Consider the following 17,572-nt stretch of genomic DNA (forward strand, 5'->3'; position numbering starts at 1 on the left):
CTATTCTTCTAACAATTTTAAAATATCTTCCCTCAAAACACTTATTTCCTCCTTTTCTCCCTGACTATTCTCTCCCATTTCCTCAGAAATGGCCCCACGATAATATACTATGGGATTACCAAATTTATCCAGCCTGGAACGCAGATAACCTTGCCTATCGACTAAAGCGAACAAACCGGAATGCTCAAAACCTCCTGGAGCATCTGGCATTTCTGCAGCAAAAATATTGAAGCCGCTATTGGCTAGATTATAAATGGCATCCTTATCGCCTGTCATTAAATTCCAGTCCTCATCATTTATGCCATACTTATCGGCATACGCCCTCAGCACCTTAGGTGTATCATATTGTGGGGTTATCGAGAATGAGGCAACACCAAAGTCCTCACTGTTCTTAAAGTAGTCTTGTAATGACACTAAGTTTTTGGTCATAATAGGGCATATACTGGGACAAGAAGTAAAAAAGAATTCTACAACATATACCTTACCTATATAATCTCTATTGGATACCAGTACACTATCTTGATTCAAAAATTGAAACGGAGGAACTTTACGCTTTTTTTTATTCTGTAAAATGTAACTAAGTCCTTTCTTGGTCATAGGACTGTTCATTCTATCATTTTCAACTACAGTACCCGACTTCAGACGATCAACAATTCTGGGAACTGTGATAATTCCAAAAATCAAAACTATTAAGGAAACCCAAACATAGGTGTATTTCTTATTCACTATTTCGCTCGGTTTGCATTATTCTTTTTAAGCGCCAACCTGTATTCTGCAAGGATAATTTTCACATCATCCTCCATCTTGTTATTAAGGTCGGCAACCGAGTTTGTATTAAATCCAAATTTTGTTCCTTCGTCCTCATCCTCGGTTCTACCTCTTAAATTTCTTTCTTTATCAATAATGAAAACATAGGGAGTTCCTAAATTATCATCTAGCTTAAGGTCTGTTTCTAAACTACTGAAGAGTTCATGGATCATCCCTGGCCCTAAAAAAACAAACTTCCATTTAGAGACATCGGCTAAAGCCGATAGTTCGGTTTTAAGTGCTTCAACTTTATCCTCCGTCCCCTTAGGCATTATCATTACAAATTGAAAATCTCTAAACTCACTAAAACGTTTATAGATTTTCTGGTTCAGATTAAAAGCGTTTCCTTTCTTACGCTCTACCTCTTTACCCAAAAAACCAAGAACAGTAATATTGTTACTGAACTTTACTTGATTATCAGGAAAATCTATTTCAATGACACCTTCCGTGAGTGTTGGTAGTCTTCCAAAATTATTAACACCCGAAGCAAAAAAAAGATATGCTATGATGGGCAACACGAAAAGTACAATAAGTACAAAAGTTTTTTTCATCGATTACGAATACTATTTTTAATAAGATAGAGAGGGCTCCCACCCCAAAAAACTATGCTTCTCAAAACATTACAAAAATAAAAAAGACGGTGTTTAAACCGTCTTTTTTATCTGTTAATTATATCTTAGAAATTCCAACTTACAAAACCATCTTTGTAGACGTTGTAGATGTAATCTGCCTCAACTAGTAGTATAAAGACAAGATATATGACCAAAAATATTGGTGTCCAAACAATAGCTCTTCTTAAGGAACTTTTTTCATCTCTTAAGTGCATAAAATCCCAAGCTATATAATATGCTTTTACAAGCGTTAGAATAATGAATATCCAGTTTAATAATTTCATACCTAAAAAATAGGTATCCGTAAGAGACGCCGGTTTCAAAATACCAAGGACAACTTCTACAATGGTAACCAAGGTTAGAAATATAAGTACGCCCCAAATCTTTTGTGTGTTTGATTTGAATTTTAATAAACCTCTAAAAATCTCTAGTTTATGTTCGTGTGCCATTCTACTATTACTATTTTATAATTTTTTATAATCAGATTGATAAGCGATTTTTATACCAAATAAAAGAACGTGAATACAAATACCCAAACCAAGTCTACAAAGTGCCAGTAAAGACCAACCTTTTCTACCATTTCATAATGTCCTCTCTTCTCATACGTTCCTATAACAACGTTAAAGAAAATGATAAGGTTTATAAGTACACCTGAAAAAACGTGAAATCCGTGAAAACCAGTAATAAAGAAAAAGAAATCTGCAAATAAACGACTTCCATATTCGTTACGGACAAGGTTAGCGCCTTCTACAACCATTACAGCATCATTTAATTTGGATAGTGATGCCTCTCTTGTAAGAACAGCTTTTTCACCAATTCCATCAATATTAGCAACTTCACTTTCAAATCTAGCCGCCATAGCTATGTCTTTAGGTCTATCTGAGGCCTTTAATTCATTAATGTCCGGAAGAATAGATTCCGTACGAATAACTATATTTGAATTTGCTTTAAACCCAGCTACAACTTCATTTAAATTAAAAGTAGTCCTGGTACCTTCGTCATAATACCAAATACCGTTCTTCTTCTCATGGGCGACCCTGTCTCCAGGTATAACCGTAGCAAAATCTCTGATTGCAGCTCTTTTGCCTGTATCTGCATTCACAAATTGAAGAATTCTCCCACCTTTTGTTTCTAAAGCACCGTAATCCCCCTGTATAAATGTTGCCCATTCCCAAGCTTGTGAACCAACAAAGATTGCACCGCCAATAATAGTGGCGAACATATACCAGATAACAGCGTTCTTCTTCATCTTATGACCGGCATCAACAGCTAAAACCATTGTTACCGAAGACATAATTAAAACGAATGTCATAAAGGCTACGTAATACATTGGAGCTTCAACACCGTGAAATCCGGGAAAGTGAGTAAAAACCTCATCTGCAATTGGCCAGGTCTCAATAAATTTAAATCTCGAGAAACCATACGCAGCCAAAAATCCAGAGAAAGTCAGTGCATCCGAAACAAGGAAAAACCACATCATTAACTTACCGTAACTCGCCCCTAAAGGCTTGTTGCCGCCTCCCCAAACGTTTTCTTCTGTTGCCGTTGTAACCGTAGTATCCATAAATTAAATATCGTTTTAATAAAACTTTAGCAAATTTACATTTTTTTCAACCTATATAAAAGCTGAAATGTATTCAAAACTCGTAATAATTAGAATTATTATTTAACAAAGGTCATAAATACCAATAAGTACACCCATAACAGGTCTAAAAAGTGCCAAAATGTAGCACCTAATGTTATTCCTAAGTATTCCTTTGACGAATATTTTCCTCTCTTTTGATTGTATAATACCACCAATAAAGAAATCATACCCGCGACAACATGGATTATGTGAACCATAGCTATCAAAAACACATAGGACATTTTAATACTACTTGTTGGGCCAGTAAAATAATATCCTTCTGCCACCATTTGTGAGAAACCACTGAATTGGAGAAAAATAAAAGCAATGCCCAAGCCAAGCGTAACCAACAACCATATACCAGCGGATGACTGCTTATCTTTTTTGACTGCATTTTTAGCTAGTATGTAAGTAAGACTACTTATGATAATGACCAATGTACTAATGTAAAAAGTACTTGGTAAGTCAACATCACTAGCCCAGTCTTCTCGTGAGCTACTTACGATATATGCGCTTGTCCACCCTGCAAAACCCATTAGCAGACTCACAATTCCGAACCAAAGCATCATTTTCTTAGCTCTGTCGTTCTTTTCCTTAACGGTACCTTGAGTTAAATCCATATGTTCTTTTTCTTAAGCAATAAATTTATCGACTACATATACCACTTGCATAAGCGTGATATAGGTAACACTTGCCAACATTAATTTCCTAGCTGAGACATTGTCTCTTTTACTATATAATTGGAGCGCGAAATACAACATTACCCCTCCCATTAAAAATATGAGCACGGCAGCAGGAATGGACAGGGTTAACCTACCTGTAATCCCGAATACGGGAATTATGCTGATGACCATCATCCAAATGGTATACATTATTATCTGTAAAGCTGTACCTCTATCTTTTTTACCGGTAGGAAGCATTTTAAACCCTCCTTTTCTATAATCATCGTCCAACATCCAACCTAAAGCCCAAAAGTGTGGGAATTGCCAAAAAAACTGAATCATGAACAAAGTCCCCGGTTCAATTCCAAAATCGTTCGTGGCAGCCACCCAACCCAACATAAACGGGATAGCACCTGGAAAGGCACCGACAAATACCGCTAATGGGGTTTTTGTCTTTAAGGGTGTATATACACTGGTATAAAGGAATATCGAAATTGCCCCGAACATCGCTGTTTTAGGGTTTAAAAAATATAATGAAATGACACCGAGAATAGTAAGTACAATTGCAATAGCCATTGCAGTTTTGGCACTCATTCTACCAGCGGGAATTGGCCTATTCTTGGTTCTACTCATTAAAGCATCCAAATCTTTTTCTATAACCTGGTTATACGCATTGCTGGCCCCAACCATACAATAACCTCCAAAGGCCAAAAGAAGAATAGACACCATGCTTAACTCATAAGCACCTAAGAAATATCCGGCTACGGAAGAAAAGACCACGCTTATGGCTAGCCTAGCTTTTGTAATCTCCTTAAAATCAGCAAAAACTAACGCAAATGAATTGCTTTTTGCTGAACTAACTGCGGTCTTCATCGTTAAGAAAAAATAAGATTACAAAGATAACCTCCATACCATATCCCTGCAACCAAACACAGCTATTTCTGTTATATTTGAAAGAAGATAGCTTATTCACTTAAATACTACCCGATGAAAAAAATAGATTCGCTTTATTTCCTTGTTTTCTTCCTATTAGGATTCCTAAATGTTACAGCACAGCAAAATGAAGTTGTTATTACCGTAGACAATCTATCCAATGACATTTATATGCTAACCGGTCAAGGAGGAAATATTGGCATTTACGTAGGAGGAGAAAAAGTATATATGATAGATGATCAATTTGAAAGACTGAGTCCTAAAATTAAGACCGCCATCTCTTCTATAACTTCCAAGCCCATAGCTTTTCTATTTAACACACACATGCATGGGGATCATACGGGAGGCAATATAAATTTTAATAATAAAGAAACGATATTGATTGCCCATGATAATGTACGAAGCAGCCTATCAACTAAATTAGCTGAAAAACCCGAACTTGGTGTTGAAATCTTACCGGAAATCACTTTCTCCGAAGACATTACCTTGTATGATGCAGATGAAACCATAATTGCCTTTCACGTGCACAATGCGCATACAGATGGGGATGCAATGATATATTTTACGAAGAACAATGTACTACACATGGGAGACACCTACTTTTCTGGAAGATACCCTTATATAGACTTAAAAAGTGGAGGAAGCGTAGATGGCTATATTAGTGCACATAAAAAGGCGCTATTGCTTATTAATGATGATACAAAAATAATTCCAGGTCATGGCAGACCGTCATCTCAAAAAGAACTAGCCTCGTACACTACCATGTTGGAGATTATCAAGACAAATGTGCTAAAAGCTATTAAGGAAGGTAAAACACTTGAAGAGGTGCAAAGTGACAAACAAATAACAAGCGCTTATGACGCTACACATGGTGGTGGTTTCATTAATCCAGAGAAAATAAGAGCTACTTTTTACAATAGCCTGAAAGCGGGAACGCAAGATTAAAGCCCAATCCCAATAATTATCAAAAAAAAAGCTCGAATCCAGGATTCGAGCTTTTTATATTTTAAAGGATTACAACTTTTACTGTAGCTTAAATGTAATCGGAATACTGAAAGGTACACGTACTGCCCTACCTCTTTGTTTACCCGGTGTCATCCTTGGTAATTTACCAATAATTCTTGCCGCCTCTTTTTCTAGATTCTTGTCTGGACCACGCATTCTAACATTACCAATACTACCGTCCTTTTGAATAACAAACATAATATTAACCCTTCCTTGAACACCCATTTCTTGAGCAATTTCTGGATAACGGAAGTTTTTACTAATATGCTTCTGCATCATTTTATTAAAACAAGCTCTTTTATTACTTTCCTTTTCACAACCCGGAAAAACAGGAACATTTTCAATCACGGCGAAAGGAACATCAACATCTTCTTCCATTTCCTCCACCTCAACATCTTCGACCTCCATAATTTCTTCCTCTTGACTGGTCTCCGTAGACTCAATAACGGTTTCCTCAACCTCTTCTTCATCTTCTACAACCTCTATAATTTCAGGTGCGGCCGGTGGCGGTGGCGGTGGTGGTGTTTTTATTTGCTCCGTCATTGGAACTTCTTCATCCAATAAATCATCCACATTCATAGAAATGTCATAATCATTGTTCTCATCGTACGTTTTCCATTCAAATGCTACATAAGTAAACAGCATTACGGCAAACAGACCAATTACAAAATAGAGACTACTATTTTTTGTTAAGTCCGCTTTAGGATTCTTTTTAGGTTCCATATATCTTCAATTTTGTGATTGCTAATTTAACTAATAAAATCATAATTATGCAATTAAAATTTTCATTTTAACGGCCATTTGCCTGAAAACAACACCTTGCTAGCCATCGTTCCGGACAAGGCCCCTACAGTATTGGCTATTGCATCTAAAACATCTCCTTCCCTATTCACCGTAAACATTGCTTGTAATACCTCAATAATTATGCCATAGGTAATAGCGAAAATTAGCGCTGAAACAAGGCATTTATAAAGTTTTAAACGATTTTTAAATTGCTCCTTCAATGCAAATACCCCTAGGACGACTAAAATAAAATAGAATCCGAAATGGACCATTTTATCAAAATAAGGGATATTAAAATAGGAGAGGTCTGCCCCCTCAAAAGAAGATAAGCTGGAAAATGTTACAAACATTAACCAGCTTATAAATCCTAATCTGAATACGATTTTTTTAAGCACCAACAAGGGCTTTGTAATCTTCATCACTAAGCAAATCATCTAACTCGCTTTCATCGCTGAACTTTATCTTCACCATCCATCCATCACCGTAGGGGTCAGTGTTTACTTTTTCAGGTTCATCTTCTAGTGACTCGTTAAATTCTATAATTTCACCCGAGAGTGGCAAAAACAAGTCAGAAACCGTCTTAACAGCTTCAACCGTACCAAAGACCTCTTCCCTGTCCAATGACTCGTCCAAGGTATCCACTTCCACATAAACGATGTCTCCAAGTTCTCCTTGGGCAAAATCAGTAATCCCAACAGTGGCAATATCACCATCTATCTTTACCCATTCATGATCCTTTGTATATTTTAATTCTGATGGTGTATTCATTATGTCTGTTTTGAATTTGAACAAATGTAAATTATTCTTGAAAAGTATTCAAATGGAAGTTTAAAATTAAACGACAAATAAAACTACCTAATTTTTATAAAGGGACAATGTCACTATCACTTTCTAAAATGATAATCAGTTTATCCAGATTTTTAGTTACCAAAATTATACCGTAGTGTAAACCCTGCATTGATAGTAGTCTGTGGAAAGGCCGTAGACACAGCAAATTGAGAAAAGGAGTGATCGTAAAAGAACAAGGCGTTCAATTGTTTACTTAGCGCATAATCCGCCGTAAACTTAATAGATAATAAATTCTGTCCCGATGTTATTTGGTTATTGTCAATATCTAAATTTCTAATGATGGTGATATTATCCCTAAGGGTAACATCTGCCTTTAAGTTTAAATCTCCTTTTAATCGCGTTTTATTCCCTCCAATATTGGTCACGAATTTCACATCCTTTATCCGGTATCCTAAACCTACGGTGTATTCTTTTCCGTTAATTTCCGTCATTAAATTATTGTCAAAACTAAGGGACAAAGCTCTATCCGTTCTTACCTCCGCCAATACACTCACGGAATTTTTCATCTCAAAATCTACACGCATTAGCGGATTAAACTGATCGGTTAGCACCACATTGTTAATGATATTATCAGGCAGAACATCCAAAGTCTCCAAATCAATTGCCCCGTTCTCTTTTTCAAGGTTTGTTTGGAAAGAATTTATACTGTACGAAGCTCTATACCCATGCTGTAAAGAAAAACGTTTGAATTTCTTTTTGAACCATTTGTTTTTCATTAAACCCGTAAACTTAACATTCCAGTTTGGAATTGGAATATCCCTAAAGGCATCTAAATTTACCCTATCCACATCTTGCCCTGTGTATGCTGCAAAGAATGCAGGCAATAACACATCTTGTTGTGTTTTACCATAACGTTCAGGAAAACCATCCGCATCTAAAGTGCCTGGAGCTTCTCCCCTATCTGATACCAAACGATTGGCGATAGTAATTCTATTGTCCTTGAATTTTTGAAAATTAGAGGAATCGAATTCGTCACTTTTTCCAAAAGCAGTACCAATCATCATGGTAGAAATACTAAAGCTTCCAAAATTATTGCCTAATTGCACTTGGTAAGGTTCTGCCGCATCCAAATCAATATTGAAGTTCTCCTGATAGCTATTAGAAAATTGCCTGTCGGCGACCAAATCAATAGTTAAATCTCTCGTAGGCTGGGCGGTAGCCGTAATATTCAATTGCTTATTGGTTCTTTTGATAAACTGCTCATTAAATTCCGGAAATGCGGTTAACCATCCATTTCTAGCAGCTTCAAAGCGTACATCTGCCTGACTTCCAAATACAAAACCTATAGTTGGTCTTGCGGTACCTATGAATCCTACAGATTGTGTGTACCCTGGTAATACCGTACCGTTATTTTCGTTGTAGTTGATGTTCAATCGTTTTACCATGGTCAATACATCAACCACCGTATTGAACAAACCGCTGGTTTTTTTCTCAACTTTTTCTTCTCCATCAGCTAAGATACCCGCCTTATCCCTACGGATTGGTCCGGAACTTCGCTTCGTTGCCTTTTCCCTTTTCTTAAGACCAATAAGGTCGTAGAACTTTTGCATGGTCAACGACGCGGTGAGCGCATGCGTGTTGGCATTTTGGATAGTATTTATTTGCGCATTAGGATCATTTAAGGCAATCTGAGCCACTTCTGCAAGTGCATCACCTCCACGCTGCCAGTCAAAATTACTGGTATAGGTATACTGTGCGTTGATAAAATCCAATGCAGGGATTTTAGCAAATGGAAGTTCATAATTTAGCTGCATCTCTTGGGAGTGCCTATTGGGTTCCCCTATGTCAAAAAAGCCGTCCCATAGACCTAGGGTTTCATCAATATCAGACCTTGGATTACCATCTTCCTCAAAATAATTTCTAACAATGTTATTATTAGAAGCCGTAAGATTTAGCCGTAATGATTTCGTTAAATTATAATTAACAGCATATTGCCAGTTGAACAAATAGTTACGTTGCTGTAGTTCTGGAAGTTCTAAACGATCTACGCCTTCCTCCCTTACATCTCTAAAACGCTGTGCATTGAACTGTCTATTAATATTTGAGTTCAGTGAAACGCTGGCTGGTAATAAATTTAGATTTAAATCCTTCAACCACTTCCAGTATCTACCGTTAAATAAAGAGTCTTTCTTGGCAAAAGGAGCCACCTCAAGAGGGTCAAAACTATGGCTGTATACAAAGCCCGTGTTTACGTTTTGATCACGTAATTCGGCAATCTCAAAATCTCTATGTTCCGTTTCGTTATAGGAATAATTAAAGGTAAAGTTCTCTATATCATAGAAATTCTCATCAGCTTCTTCGCCCCTATCCTTACGAACACCAATTAAATTAAAACTAGTTCTCTTGGTATAATCTTCAGCTTGTTCTCTTATTTCATCGGCAGCCTCCTCATCAGGGGCAGCATCTATCAAATCATCAAGTTTTAAATCATCGTATACGGGGTCAAATTCAGGTGTAATGACCTGTTCAGAAATACCATAGTTAAATGGTAGTTGTATACCCCATTTCTTAGGAAGTAATTGCCCGACATTAACGTTGGTCACCACATCATAAGAGGTAGCATCTTCACGCGCACGCTCATTAGGCATCTGGTCTATAGACCCAAAACCTGAAGTACTTGTGCTCCCTGTGGCCGTTACGTTTGCAAAATCGGCAATATTAGCATCAATAGCAGCTACTGCCGCATAACCACCATTATTGTCCAAACCTGCCAAACGCAATTCATTGAACCACACCTCTCCCCTTGCAGGAAGATTGTCTTGGTTCTTAATACCTACCATAATACTTCTGATACTTCCCAAGGACGGATTACCCCTTATACCTATACGAATTCTACCAGGAGTACGCACATCAAATTCGTTTACGGGGAAAACCTCTCCGTTCTCCACTTCAAAGAAACGCACCTCACTCAAATCTCCGCCTTGTATCCAGAGTGATTTAACCTTATTTAAATCACTAAGGTCAATATCCATTTCATTAACCTCTGGCCATATTTCACTTTCCGAAACCGCATTGAACGGCGTAAACTGCAAAGGCAATTCTATTTGGTAGAAATTCTGTGAAAAATCAGTACCCATTCGTAGGAAACCAACTAGTGGTGTAGAGCTATCTGCATAATCACTATCCACTATTTTTTCCGCATGCATGAACATCTTTAAATTCTTGTATTGCCTGATATCGATATTTAAGTTCTTGAAAACTCCTCTTGAATCTTCTGCCTCTAAATTTTCGACCAGCAAGGAAAGTGACTGTTCATTCTGGCGGATAATAGTGTTATTATTGTTCAACTGTTCCCGGACAACGCCTGGAGGTAATACATACGGAATTGGAATTCTACCACTATTTTCCTCAATATTAACCGTATTCACATCCAAGGTAGTACCATCATCTGCAGGATTATCATCGATATCCACATCTTGAAGCGTTTTTGTATACGTTCTCCAATCTCCACGCACTAAATCTAGCGTAGCAAAACGTAAAACTGTTGGACTATTGAAGCCCGTCATATACATACGCATAAAACTAATGGACCTAAAATCCGTTATTCCTCCTACGGCATCGGTGAAATCACTCAAAGGAATTTTATACTGTATCCATCTTCGGTTTAACTGATCACCATTAGGTAATTCCGGTGTAATACCTTCTTTGATATCTGTAACGTACTTATCGTTAATAGTGGTGTTCGGTTTTATTTCAACACGATATTCATAATAACTGTTGACCGTGTTCATGGTCAAATCCCTATCAATATCCTCCACATCGGGTAAAGTGGTAGAACCACGATTGGTGTTGGTCACCTGTACGGGAGAGTTTCCATCAGGATTATTAAAATCTAGATAACGTTCTAGAATTCCTCCTTCCCTGTTCAAGTAATACTGATAATTATCCAAAGCAGGATCTTCCGCGGGATTACTATCGTAAATGGCCGCCTCCGCCGCATCGTTTAAACCATCAAAACCGATATCTTGTAAAGCTCTATTTGGCTCACTCGCATCAAAGGCATAGACTAAAGATTGTGTTGCAGGAACCTCACCCCAAGAAGTAGGTGCTACGAAATCGTTGCTATCGACACCGGGAAGTCCATTTTCATATTGTTTCTTACCATCACGCAGTACGTCCTCAGAAATATTTCCCAAGTTCAATACCAGCTCTCCTGCCGTTGTGGCTTCTCCGTCAACATAAGGGTCTAACACCCAAAATTGAACAAATTCCACATTGGCCTGTTCAAAATTTGTACTACTCAAAGAACGCATAATACCACCCCATTTCTCTGTGGGTTGTGCATTAGTAAAATTAGGATTGTTGTTATAGGGTCCTTTTAAATTGGGATAGTAGGCCATATCCAAAGTTCCCTGAACCGTAGTTTGCCCTTGGGCAATATCTACCTGAGGAAAAACCTCATCTATAAATACCCTACGAGTGGGGTTTGTAGAAATATCGTTATCACTAATACCATCCGGTCTTTGGTTGGTGTAGAAAATAGGGTCAATCGTATACCAAGCCATTTTTGCCCTTCCAAAACCATTTTCCAGGTTTGCATCATCTTCAGGCGAGCTACCTGCTAATTGCCCGCCAGGAGCAAATTCTAAAGGTGTACTTGCTAGCGTCCAGCCCAACGAAGCCCTAATATCTATTAATGCTTGCGCACCTTCGAAATCATCTAAATACGTCGTTGTTTCTCCTTGAAAATCTGCATTTTTGGGCGAATTAGGTTTTAACCAAGCTACTTCCGCCCGGACCGACACATTCGAAGGAACGTCCGTATCTATGTTCGGGAGTTTGTTTACCATCCTTGTTAACCAAGGAACCTCAGTAGAGAAATTACCGTTTAGTCCAAAAATGGTATTATTTACGGGTTCTACCCCGAAGTTTGATTTTTGGGTCAATGGTCTTTCGTTCAAGTTTAAAAGTGTACCGCCTAATACAAAGTTTTCGTTAATCTGATGCTCCACATTAATCCCGGTAAAACGCCTGGTTTGTTGCCCAAAGACCGCATTGTTCTCCACAGAGATATTAATTGGAGTGTTAGAAGCCTCTAAACTTGGATCTAAAATCTGTACCGTACCCGCCTGATAGTTTACCGTATAATCAATACCTTCCTGCAATTGCCTGCCGCCTGCCGTAACACGAACAGAACCCCTAGGCACATTAAATGCACCTATAGGAATACCGTTACTACCTTCCGCTTTGTACCTACCTTTTAATAGAAACTTGTTCTTTTCCGGGTCTTGTAGCGCAGCTGCCTTGGTAAGTTCGTACATATCCCTAAATACGTACTGATTTTGATTTTCATTATAAGCCGATGGATTATTATACTGGTCCGCGTTTCCATTTTCCAAGGTTTGGAAAAGAAACTCTCCAAAGGGCTCCACCTTGGTGAACACAATACGCCCGCCTTGCGTATCTATGGTTATTCCCGGAATAAAATCAAAGAAACCATCGCCCCCAGGTTGTATATCATTATAAACGTTCAAACGGTCTAGATTAAAGACGTCCAAAAGAATACGTTCCTGTAAACCATCTGGCCAACCTGTTCCCGGACCTTCCTCAATTGGCGTAATATAGTTACGCGGTGTAGGGTCAGAATACAGAATATTCATCTTAAAATCTTCCTGACTTAACCTAAAAGCGCCCGTGGCATAAATATTCTTCATCATCAAATCCCAAATAGGATCACTGATGTTGGTAATATTACTTTTCAAAAGCTTTAAAACCAAGGTATTATTTTCAATAATAGGATTGGCACCTCCTGATATGGTAGTGGCATCCAAACCACCGTTCGCAAACTCCCCAACCTGAAAAACTTCTCCTTGAAAAGTATACTGATAAGCAACGGCCAAAACCTCATCGTTACTTAGGCGTTGGTTCAGAGAAACATAACCTAGTTGCGTATTAAAATCATAATCGCGCCCCTGTTCCAGCTTTCTAGCGTTTTCTAAAATAGCGTAGTCAAAACCTTGATTAGGATTATATCCTGCAGCAAAACTACCTGCATTGAATCCTGATTCAACGGTTGCTATATCTCTAATATTATCTGTTAACGCACCTCCAGACCCAATAAGCGCCGGATCAAAATCGTTAGCGTTGTTCCTTGGCCTTAAATCGGCGATATTATTAAAAAATCCGGCTCCGGCACCATTATTTTGACCCACACGGGTTTTTGTCTCATCCGCTTCACCTAAATCCTGTAAAGCTACAACGTTTCGCACATTAAGGGTTTGCTGGCTTCTATTGGTTACCCAAACCTCTAGTCTAGTAATCTGTATTTGACTCTGTATATAGGGGTATTGCGCCAAAGCTTGGTCGTAACTATCCCTAAAGAACTGTGACAAGAAGAAGTGCTTATCCTCGTCATAGTCCAAAGCCGTGATATTGAACTCATTTATGGTACCACCACCCTGGGCGACTACGGTATTATTTTGAGAGCGTTGTTCAGAAAAAACTGCGGTAACCGTTGTTTTTCCAAACTGCAACTGGGTTTTTACCCCGAACAAACTCTGAGCACCCTGTATTAAAGAACTATTTAGTGGCATGTTAACATTACCCACTTCAATCTTTCTAATAATATCATCTTCAGTAGGCGTATAATCCAACTTCACGATATTCTGAAAATCAAAAGTAGCCTCTGTATCATAATTAGCAGTAACCTGCAATCGTTCCCCGATTTTACCAAGCATACTTAAGCTAATACGTTGATCAAAATCAAAGGATAAGTTTGTTCTATTTCTTGGCGACAATGCAGGGTTATCATTCTTTTGCCAAATGACACCTAAGTCCATTGCAACAGAACCCTGTGGAATTACCTCAATGGTGTTTCCTCCAAATACAGACTGAAAGAAATCATTATTGACATAAAAATTGGGAAGTAAATTTTTACGGGCTTCCTCACTACCTTCTTTTTTACCGGAATAAGCATCGGATTTTTCTTTAAAGTAAGACTTGATACCTTCCTTTCTAATTAAATCATAATACTGAGCAGGCGTTAAAATTATAGGATAACCAATATCAAAATTACCCACACTTTCATTGTAGATATACCTATCTAGCTCTGCATCATATATATATTTGGAAACGATACTATCAGGATTCTCTAGGACAATTTTACCTAAATCAAAACCTGTCTTAACAGAATCTACCTCCTGCTCATCTGTCTCCTGTGCAATGGACACAGCCATTGAAGCAAAAAATAGAATGAATAGGAAAGTTGACTTAAAAGTTATTTTAAGAATTTTTGTTGCCCCTTGTTTCAAACTTGTTACAAATTTTTGAGCGCGAGTTTTATTATGTTTTCCACGCTTAGAGATGAATCCTGGGAGATTACCTTATCTACAACCTTTTCGGCTTGTCTTCTAGCAAATCCTAGAACCTCTAAAGCAGATAACGCTTCATCTTTATTTGTATTGTTTTGAGTTAGGGAAACTTCGTCTATATCATACACTTTTAAAACCTTGTCCCTTAAATCTAAAATTACTCGCTGAGCGGTTTTAGCGCCGATACCTTTTATGCTTTGGATAGTGGGTACATCTCCGTTGGCAATAGCATCTCTAATTTGTGCAGGACTTAGAGAGGACAACATAGTTCTTGCAGTACTGGCACCAATGCCCGAAACCGATAATAATAAACGAAATATTTCTCTTTCCGATTTCTCAGCGAAACCGAACAAGGTATGGGAATCTTCTTTTACCTGTAGATGTGTGTACAGACTGATTAATTCACCTTCTTGAATCTTAGAAAAAGTATGTAAGGAGATATTAACGAAATACCCTACCCCAGCGCATTCTATAACTACGTCGGTAGGGTTCTTTTCTACTAATTTTCCTTTAAGGTGATGAATCATTGGTTAAATTCAGGTTCAAAAATTAAGCTCAAGTTCAAGTTCAAGTTCAATGTTTAACGATTGCCTTTAGACTTATCTACTGTTTACTATTTAAGAGATTTTGCTTTCTTTCTTTTTTCTCTTTCTTGGGCATCTATTACCGCTACGGCCGTCATATTGACGATTTCATCTACACTTGCCCCTAGCTGCATAATATGTACTGATTTTCGGAGTCCAACCATAATAGGACCTATAGAATCTGCCCCATTCAATTCTTTCAATAGCTTATACGTGATGTTGGCGGCTTCAAGGTTTGGAAAGATGAGCGTATTCACTTTTCTTCCAGCTAACTTAGAAAAAGGAAATTGACTTTCATGAAGCGCTCTATTCAGGGCAAAATCTGTTTGTATCTCACCATCCACAACTAGACTTGGGTTTACCTCATGCAAGATCTCTACTGCCTTGCGTACTTTTTTAGCGTTAGGATGCGAGGAAGAGCCAAAGTTCGCATAACTGAGCAATGCCAGTACTGGGTCAAAACCAAAAGTTGCCGCTACATTAGCTGTCATCTGTGCTATTTCGGCAATTTCTTCTGCATTGGGTTCTATGTTTATAGAGGTATCCGCTAAGAACAAAGGACCTCTATCGGTAATCATAATATTAACCGTGGATACTTTCTTCACATTTGCCGCCCTACCGATAACCTCTAAAATTGGTTTAACCACGGTTGGGTAAGCCCTAGAATATCCTGATATCATTCCGTCCGCATCTCCCTCCAGAACCATCATTGCTCCAAAGTAATTGCGTTCCTTCATTTTTATCTTAGCACTGTACAGTGTAGTTCCATTACGTTTTCTGCTTTCCCAATACTTGGTCGCGTATCGTATGTGACGCTCATCGAACTCTTTTGACAATGGGTCTACGATAGGAATATCGGCATCAAACTCTAACTCTTTCTTTAGCTCCAGTATTACTTCTTTTCTTCCTAAGAGAATAGGTTCTGCAATACCTTCTTCATAAACAATTTGTGCAGCCTTTAAAACATCTAACTGGTCAGCCTCAGCAAATACGATGCGTTTAACATTTGATTTTGCCCGGCTATGTAAAAGCCTAACTACTTTATTGTCATTCCCAGAACGTTGCAGTAACTCCTCTTCATAACGTTGCCAATCTTCTATAGGTGCATTTGCCACCCCACTATCCATAGCAGCTTTTGCCACTGCAGGGGGGATTTTAGCAATAAGTCTTTGGTCAAAAGGTTTAGGAATGATATAGTCTTTCCCAAAAGTTAATCTGGTTTCTCCGTAGGCGATATTTACCTGTTCTGGTACGGGTTCCTTTGTTAATTCCGCCAAGGCCTTTACTGCAGCCATTTTCATCTCCTCATTTATGGAAGTCGCCCTTACATCCAAGGCACCTCTAAAAATAAATGGAAAACCTAGCACATTGTTTACTTGATTGGGATGGTCCGACCTCCCTGTAGCCATTATAATATCCTTCCTGGTTTTACAAGCCAGTTCATAAGGAATTTCGGGGTCAGGATTAGCCATCGCGAAAACGATGGGATTTGGCGCCATTGAGGTAAGCATTTCTGGAGAAACAATATTGGCAATAGATAGACCTACAAAAACATCTGCATCTCTCATCGCCTCATCTAAAGTGTCTATTTTTCTATCGGTAGCAAATTCTAGTTTTTCCTTGGACAAGTTAGCCCTATCACTACGGATAACTCCCTTACTATCCAACATTACTATATTCGCTGGACTAGCTCCAAAGGCCTTATAAAGTCGTGTACACGAAACAGCAGCCGCACCCGCACCGCTGATTACTATTCTAACCTCCGCTATCTTCTTTTCTGTAAGTTCCAGGGCGTTCAATAAAGCAGCTGCCGATATGATTGCCGTTCCATGTTGGTCATCATGCATTACGGGAATATCCAGCTCATCTTTTAGCCTTCGTTCAATTTCAAAAGCTTCTGGTGCTTTGATATCCTCCAAATTGATACCACCAAAGGTTGGAGCGATCATTTTTACGGTTTCTACAAACTTATCTACATCTTCCGTATCCAATTCGATATCAATACCATCTATATCCGCAAAAATTTTAAAAAGCAAACTTTTCCCTTCCATAACCGGTTTGGAAGCTTCAGGACCTATATTCCCTAATCCTAAAACGGCCGTACCGTTAGAAATAACGGCCACTATATTTCCTTTAGCCGTATACCTATACACATTCTCTTTGTCTTTGGCTATTTCCAAACAAGGCTCTGCAACCCCGGGCGAGTAGGCCAAAGCTAAATCTCTCTGTGTAGCATAAGGTTTTGTAGGTACAATTTTTATTTTTCCCGGTTGCGGCTTAGCGTGATAAATAAGTGCTTCCCTACGTTGCTTTTGTTTGCTCATTTAGTGTAGTTTATTAAAACAAATTTAGGGGTATTCTTTTGAAAAGAAGTACCTCTCCAAAAGTTTAAAACAAAAATTAA

The 17,572-nt window shown here is 38.3% G+C and carries 13 protein-coding genes; 1 reads left to right on the plus strand and 12 read right to left on the minus strand.

Going from position 1 to position 17,572, the window contains the following annotated elements; translation table 11 throughout:
* The 6 genes from SJY09_RS10105 to cyoE all read right to left on the minus strand — a co-directional run bounded on the left by SJY09_RS10105 (position 1) and on the right by cyoE (position 4,577).
* Positions 1 to 726: an SCO family protein gene (locus tag SJY09_RS10105; RefSeq protein WP_396635597.1), complete on the minus strand. Its 726-nt coding sequence runs from the start codon at positions 724 to 726 to the stop codon at positions 1 to 3.
* Positions 726 to 1,358 carry a hypothetical protein gene (locus SJY09_RS10110; protein ID WP_396635598.1) on the minus strand — a complete coding sequence of 211 codons (633 nt, stop codon included), beginning with the start codon at positions 1,356 to 1,358 and terminating at the stop codon, positions 726 to 728. The genes SJY09_RS10105 and SJY09_RS10110 overlap by 1 nt, the downstream gene beginning before the upstream one ends.
* A 125-nt stretch (positions 1,359 to 1,483) precedes the next feature.
* Positions 1,484 to 1,867, minus strand: a complete 384-nt coding sequence (locus SJY09_RS10115; protein WP_396635599.1) for a cytochrome C oxidase subunit IV family protein — start codon at positions 1,865 to 1,867, stop codon at positions 1,484 to 1,486.
* A gap of 50 nt (positions 1,868 to 1,917) precedes the next feature.
* Positions 1,918 to 2,982 (minus strand): cytochrome c oxidase subunit 3, encoded by a 1,065-nt coding sequence (locus SJY09_RS10120; protein ID WP_396635600.1) that lies wholly within the window; start codon positions 2,980 to 2,982, stop codon positions 1,918 to 1,920.
* Positions 2,983 to 3,080: 98 nt separating this feature from the next.
* The gene (locus tag SJY09_RS10125) at positions 3,081 to 3,662 is read right to left on the minus strand and encodes a heme-copper oxidase subunit III (protein WP_396635601.1); all 582 of its coding nucleotides are present in this window, start codon (positions 3,660 to 3,662) and stop codon (positions 3,081 to 3,083) included.
* Between the two features lie 12 nt (positions 3,663 to 3,674).
* Positions 3,675 to 4,577 carry a heme o synthase gene (gene cyoE, locus SJY09_RS10130; RefSeq protein WP_396635602.1) on the minus strand — a complete coding sequence of 301 codons (903 nt, stop codon included), beginning with the start codon at positions 4,575 to 4,577 and terminating at the stop codon, positions 3,675 to 3,677.
* A 114-nt stretch (positions 4,578 to 4,691) separates the two neighbouring features.
* On the opposite strand from cyoE, the gene SJY09_RS10135 reads away from it, so the two are divergent.
* Positions 4,692 to 5,582, plus strand: coding sequence for an MBL fold metallo-hydrolase (locus SJY09_RS10135; RefSeq protein ID WP_396635603.1), 891 nt, complete (start codon positions 4,692 to 4,694; stop codon positions 5,580 to 5,582).
* A 78-nt stretch (positions 5,583 to 5,660) separates the two neighbouring features.
* On the opposite strand, the gene SJY09_RS10140 is transcribed toward SJY09_RS10135, so the two are convergent.
* From SJY09_RS10140 to SJY09_RS10165, 6 genes are all read right to left on the minus strand, one after another.
* The gene (locus tag SJY09_RS10140) at positions 5,661 to 6,365 is read right to left on the minus strand and encodes an energy transducer TonB (protein ID WP_396635604.1); all 705 of its coding nucleotides are present in this window, start codon (positions 6,363 to 6,365) and stop codon (positions 5,661 to 5,663) included.
* Positions 6,366 to 6,427: 62 nt separating this feature from the next.
* Positions 6,428 to 6,775 (minus strand): VanZ family protein, encoded by a 348-nt coding sequence (locus SJY09_RS10145; RefSeq protein ID WP_396635605.1) that lies wholly within the window; start codon positions 6,773 to 6,775, stop codon positions 6,428 to 6,430.
* A gap of 37 nt (positions 6,776 to 6,812) precedes the next feature.
* Entirely contained in the window at positions 6,813 to 7,193 is a 381-nt protein-coding gene (gene gcvH / locus SJY09_RS10150; protein ID WP_396635606.1) for a glycine cleavage system protein GcvH, read from the minus strand.
* A gap of 152 nt (positions 7,194 to 7,345) precedes the next feature.
* Positions 7,346 to 14,449, minus strand: coding sequence for a cell surface protein SprA (gene sprA / locus SJY09_RS10155; RefSeq protein ID WP_396635607.1), 7,104 nt, complete (start codon positions 14,447 to 14,449; stop codon positions 7,346 to 7,348).
* An 80-nt stretch (positions 14,450 to 14,529) separates the two neighbouring features.
* The gene (gene ruvA / locus SJY09_RS10160) at positions 14,530 to 15,111 is read right to left on the minus strand and encodes a Holliday junction branch migration protein RuvA (protein WP_396635608.1); all 582 of its coding nucleotides are present in this window, start codon (positions 15,109 to 15,111) and stop codon (positions 14,530 to 14,532) included.
* An 86-nt stretch (positions 15,112 to 15,197) separates the two neighbouring features.
* Entirely contained in the window at positions 15,198 to 17,492 is a 2,295-nt protein-coding gene (locus SJY09_RS10165; RefSeq protein ID WP_396635609.1) for an NADP-dependent malic enzyme, read from the minus strand.
* Positions 17,493 to 17,572 lie beyond the last annotated feature (80 nt).

It is taken from the genome of Maribacter sp. R77961, from assembly GCF_044594925.1.
GTDB lineage: Bacteria > Bacteroidota > Bacteroidia > Flavobacteriales > Flavobacteriaceae > Maribacter.

Bases quoted from the DNA above. Each gene is read 5' to 3' on its own strand.
- SJY09_RS10140 (WP_396635604.1), bottom strand. From the start codon at position 6,365: ATGGAACCTAAAAAGAATCCTAAAGCGGACTTAACAAAAAATAGTAGT.
- SJY09_RS10165 (WP_396635609.1), bottom strand. From the start codon at position 17,492: ATGAGCAAACAAAAGCAACGTAGGGAAGCACTTATTTATCACGCTAAG.
- gcvH (WP_396635606.1), bottom strand. From the start codon at position 7,193: ATGAATACACCATCAGAATTAAAATATACAAAGGATCATGAATGGGTA.
- SJY09_RS10110 (WP_396635598.1), bottom strand. From the start codon at position 1,358: ATGAAAAAAACTTTTGTACTTATTGTACTTTTCGTGTTGCCCATCATA.
- SJY09_RS10125 (WP_396635601.1), bottom strand. From the start codon at position 3,662: ATGGATTTAACTCAAGGTACCGTTAAGGAAAAGAACGACAGAGCTAAG.
- ruvA (WP_396635608.1), bottom strand. From the start codon at position 15,111: ATGATTCATCACCTTAAAGGAAAATTAGTAGAAAAGAACCCTACCGAC.
- SJY09_RS10145 (WP_396635605.1), bottom strand. From the start codon at position 6,775: ATGTTTGTAACATTTTCCAGCTTATCTTCTTTTGAGGGGGCAGACCTC.
- cyoE (WP_396635602.1), bottom strand. From the start codon at position 4,577: ATGAAGACCGCAGTTAGTTCAGCAAAAAGCAATTCATTTGCGTTAGTT.
- SJY09_RS10115 (WP_396635599.1), bottom strand. From the start codon at position 1,867: ATGGCACACGAACATAAACTAGAGATTTTTAGAGGTTTATTAAAATTC.
- SJY09_RS10135 (WP_396635603.1), top strand. From the start codon at position 4,692: ATGAAAAAAATAGATTCGCTTTATTTCCTTGTTTTCTTCCTATTAGGA.
- SJY09_RS10120 (WP_396635600.1), bottom strand. From the start codon at position 2,982: ATGGATACTACGGTTACAACGGCAACAGAAGAAAACGTTTGGGGAGGC.
- sprA (WP_396635607.1), bottom strand. From the start codon at position 14,449: ATGGCTGTGTCCATTGCACAGGAGACAGATGAGCAGGAGGTAGATTCT.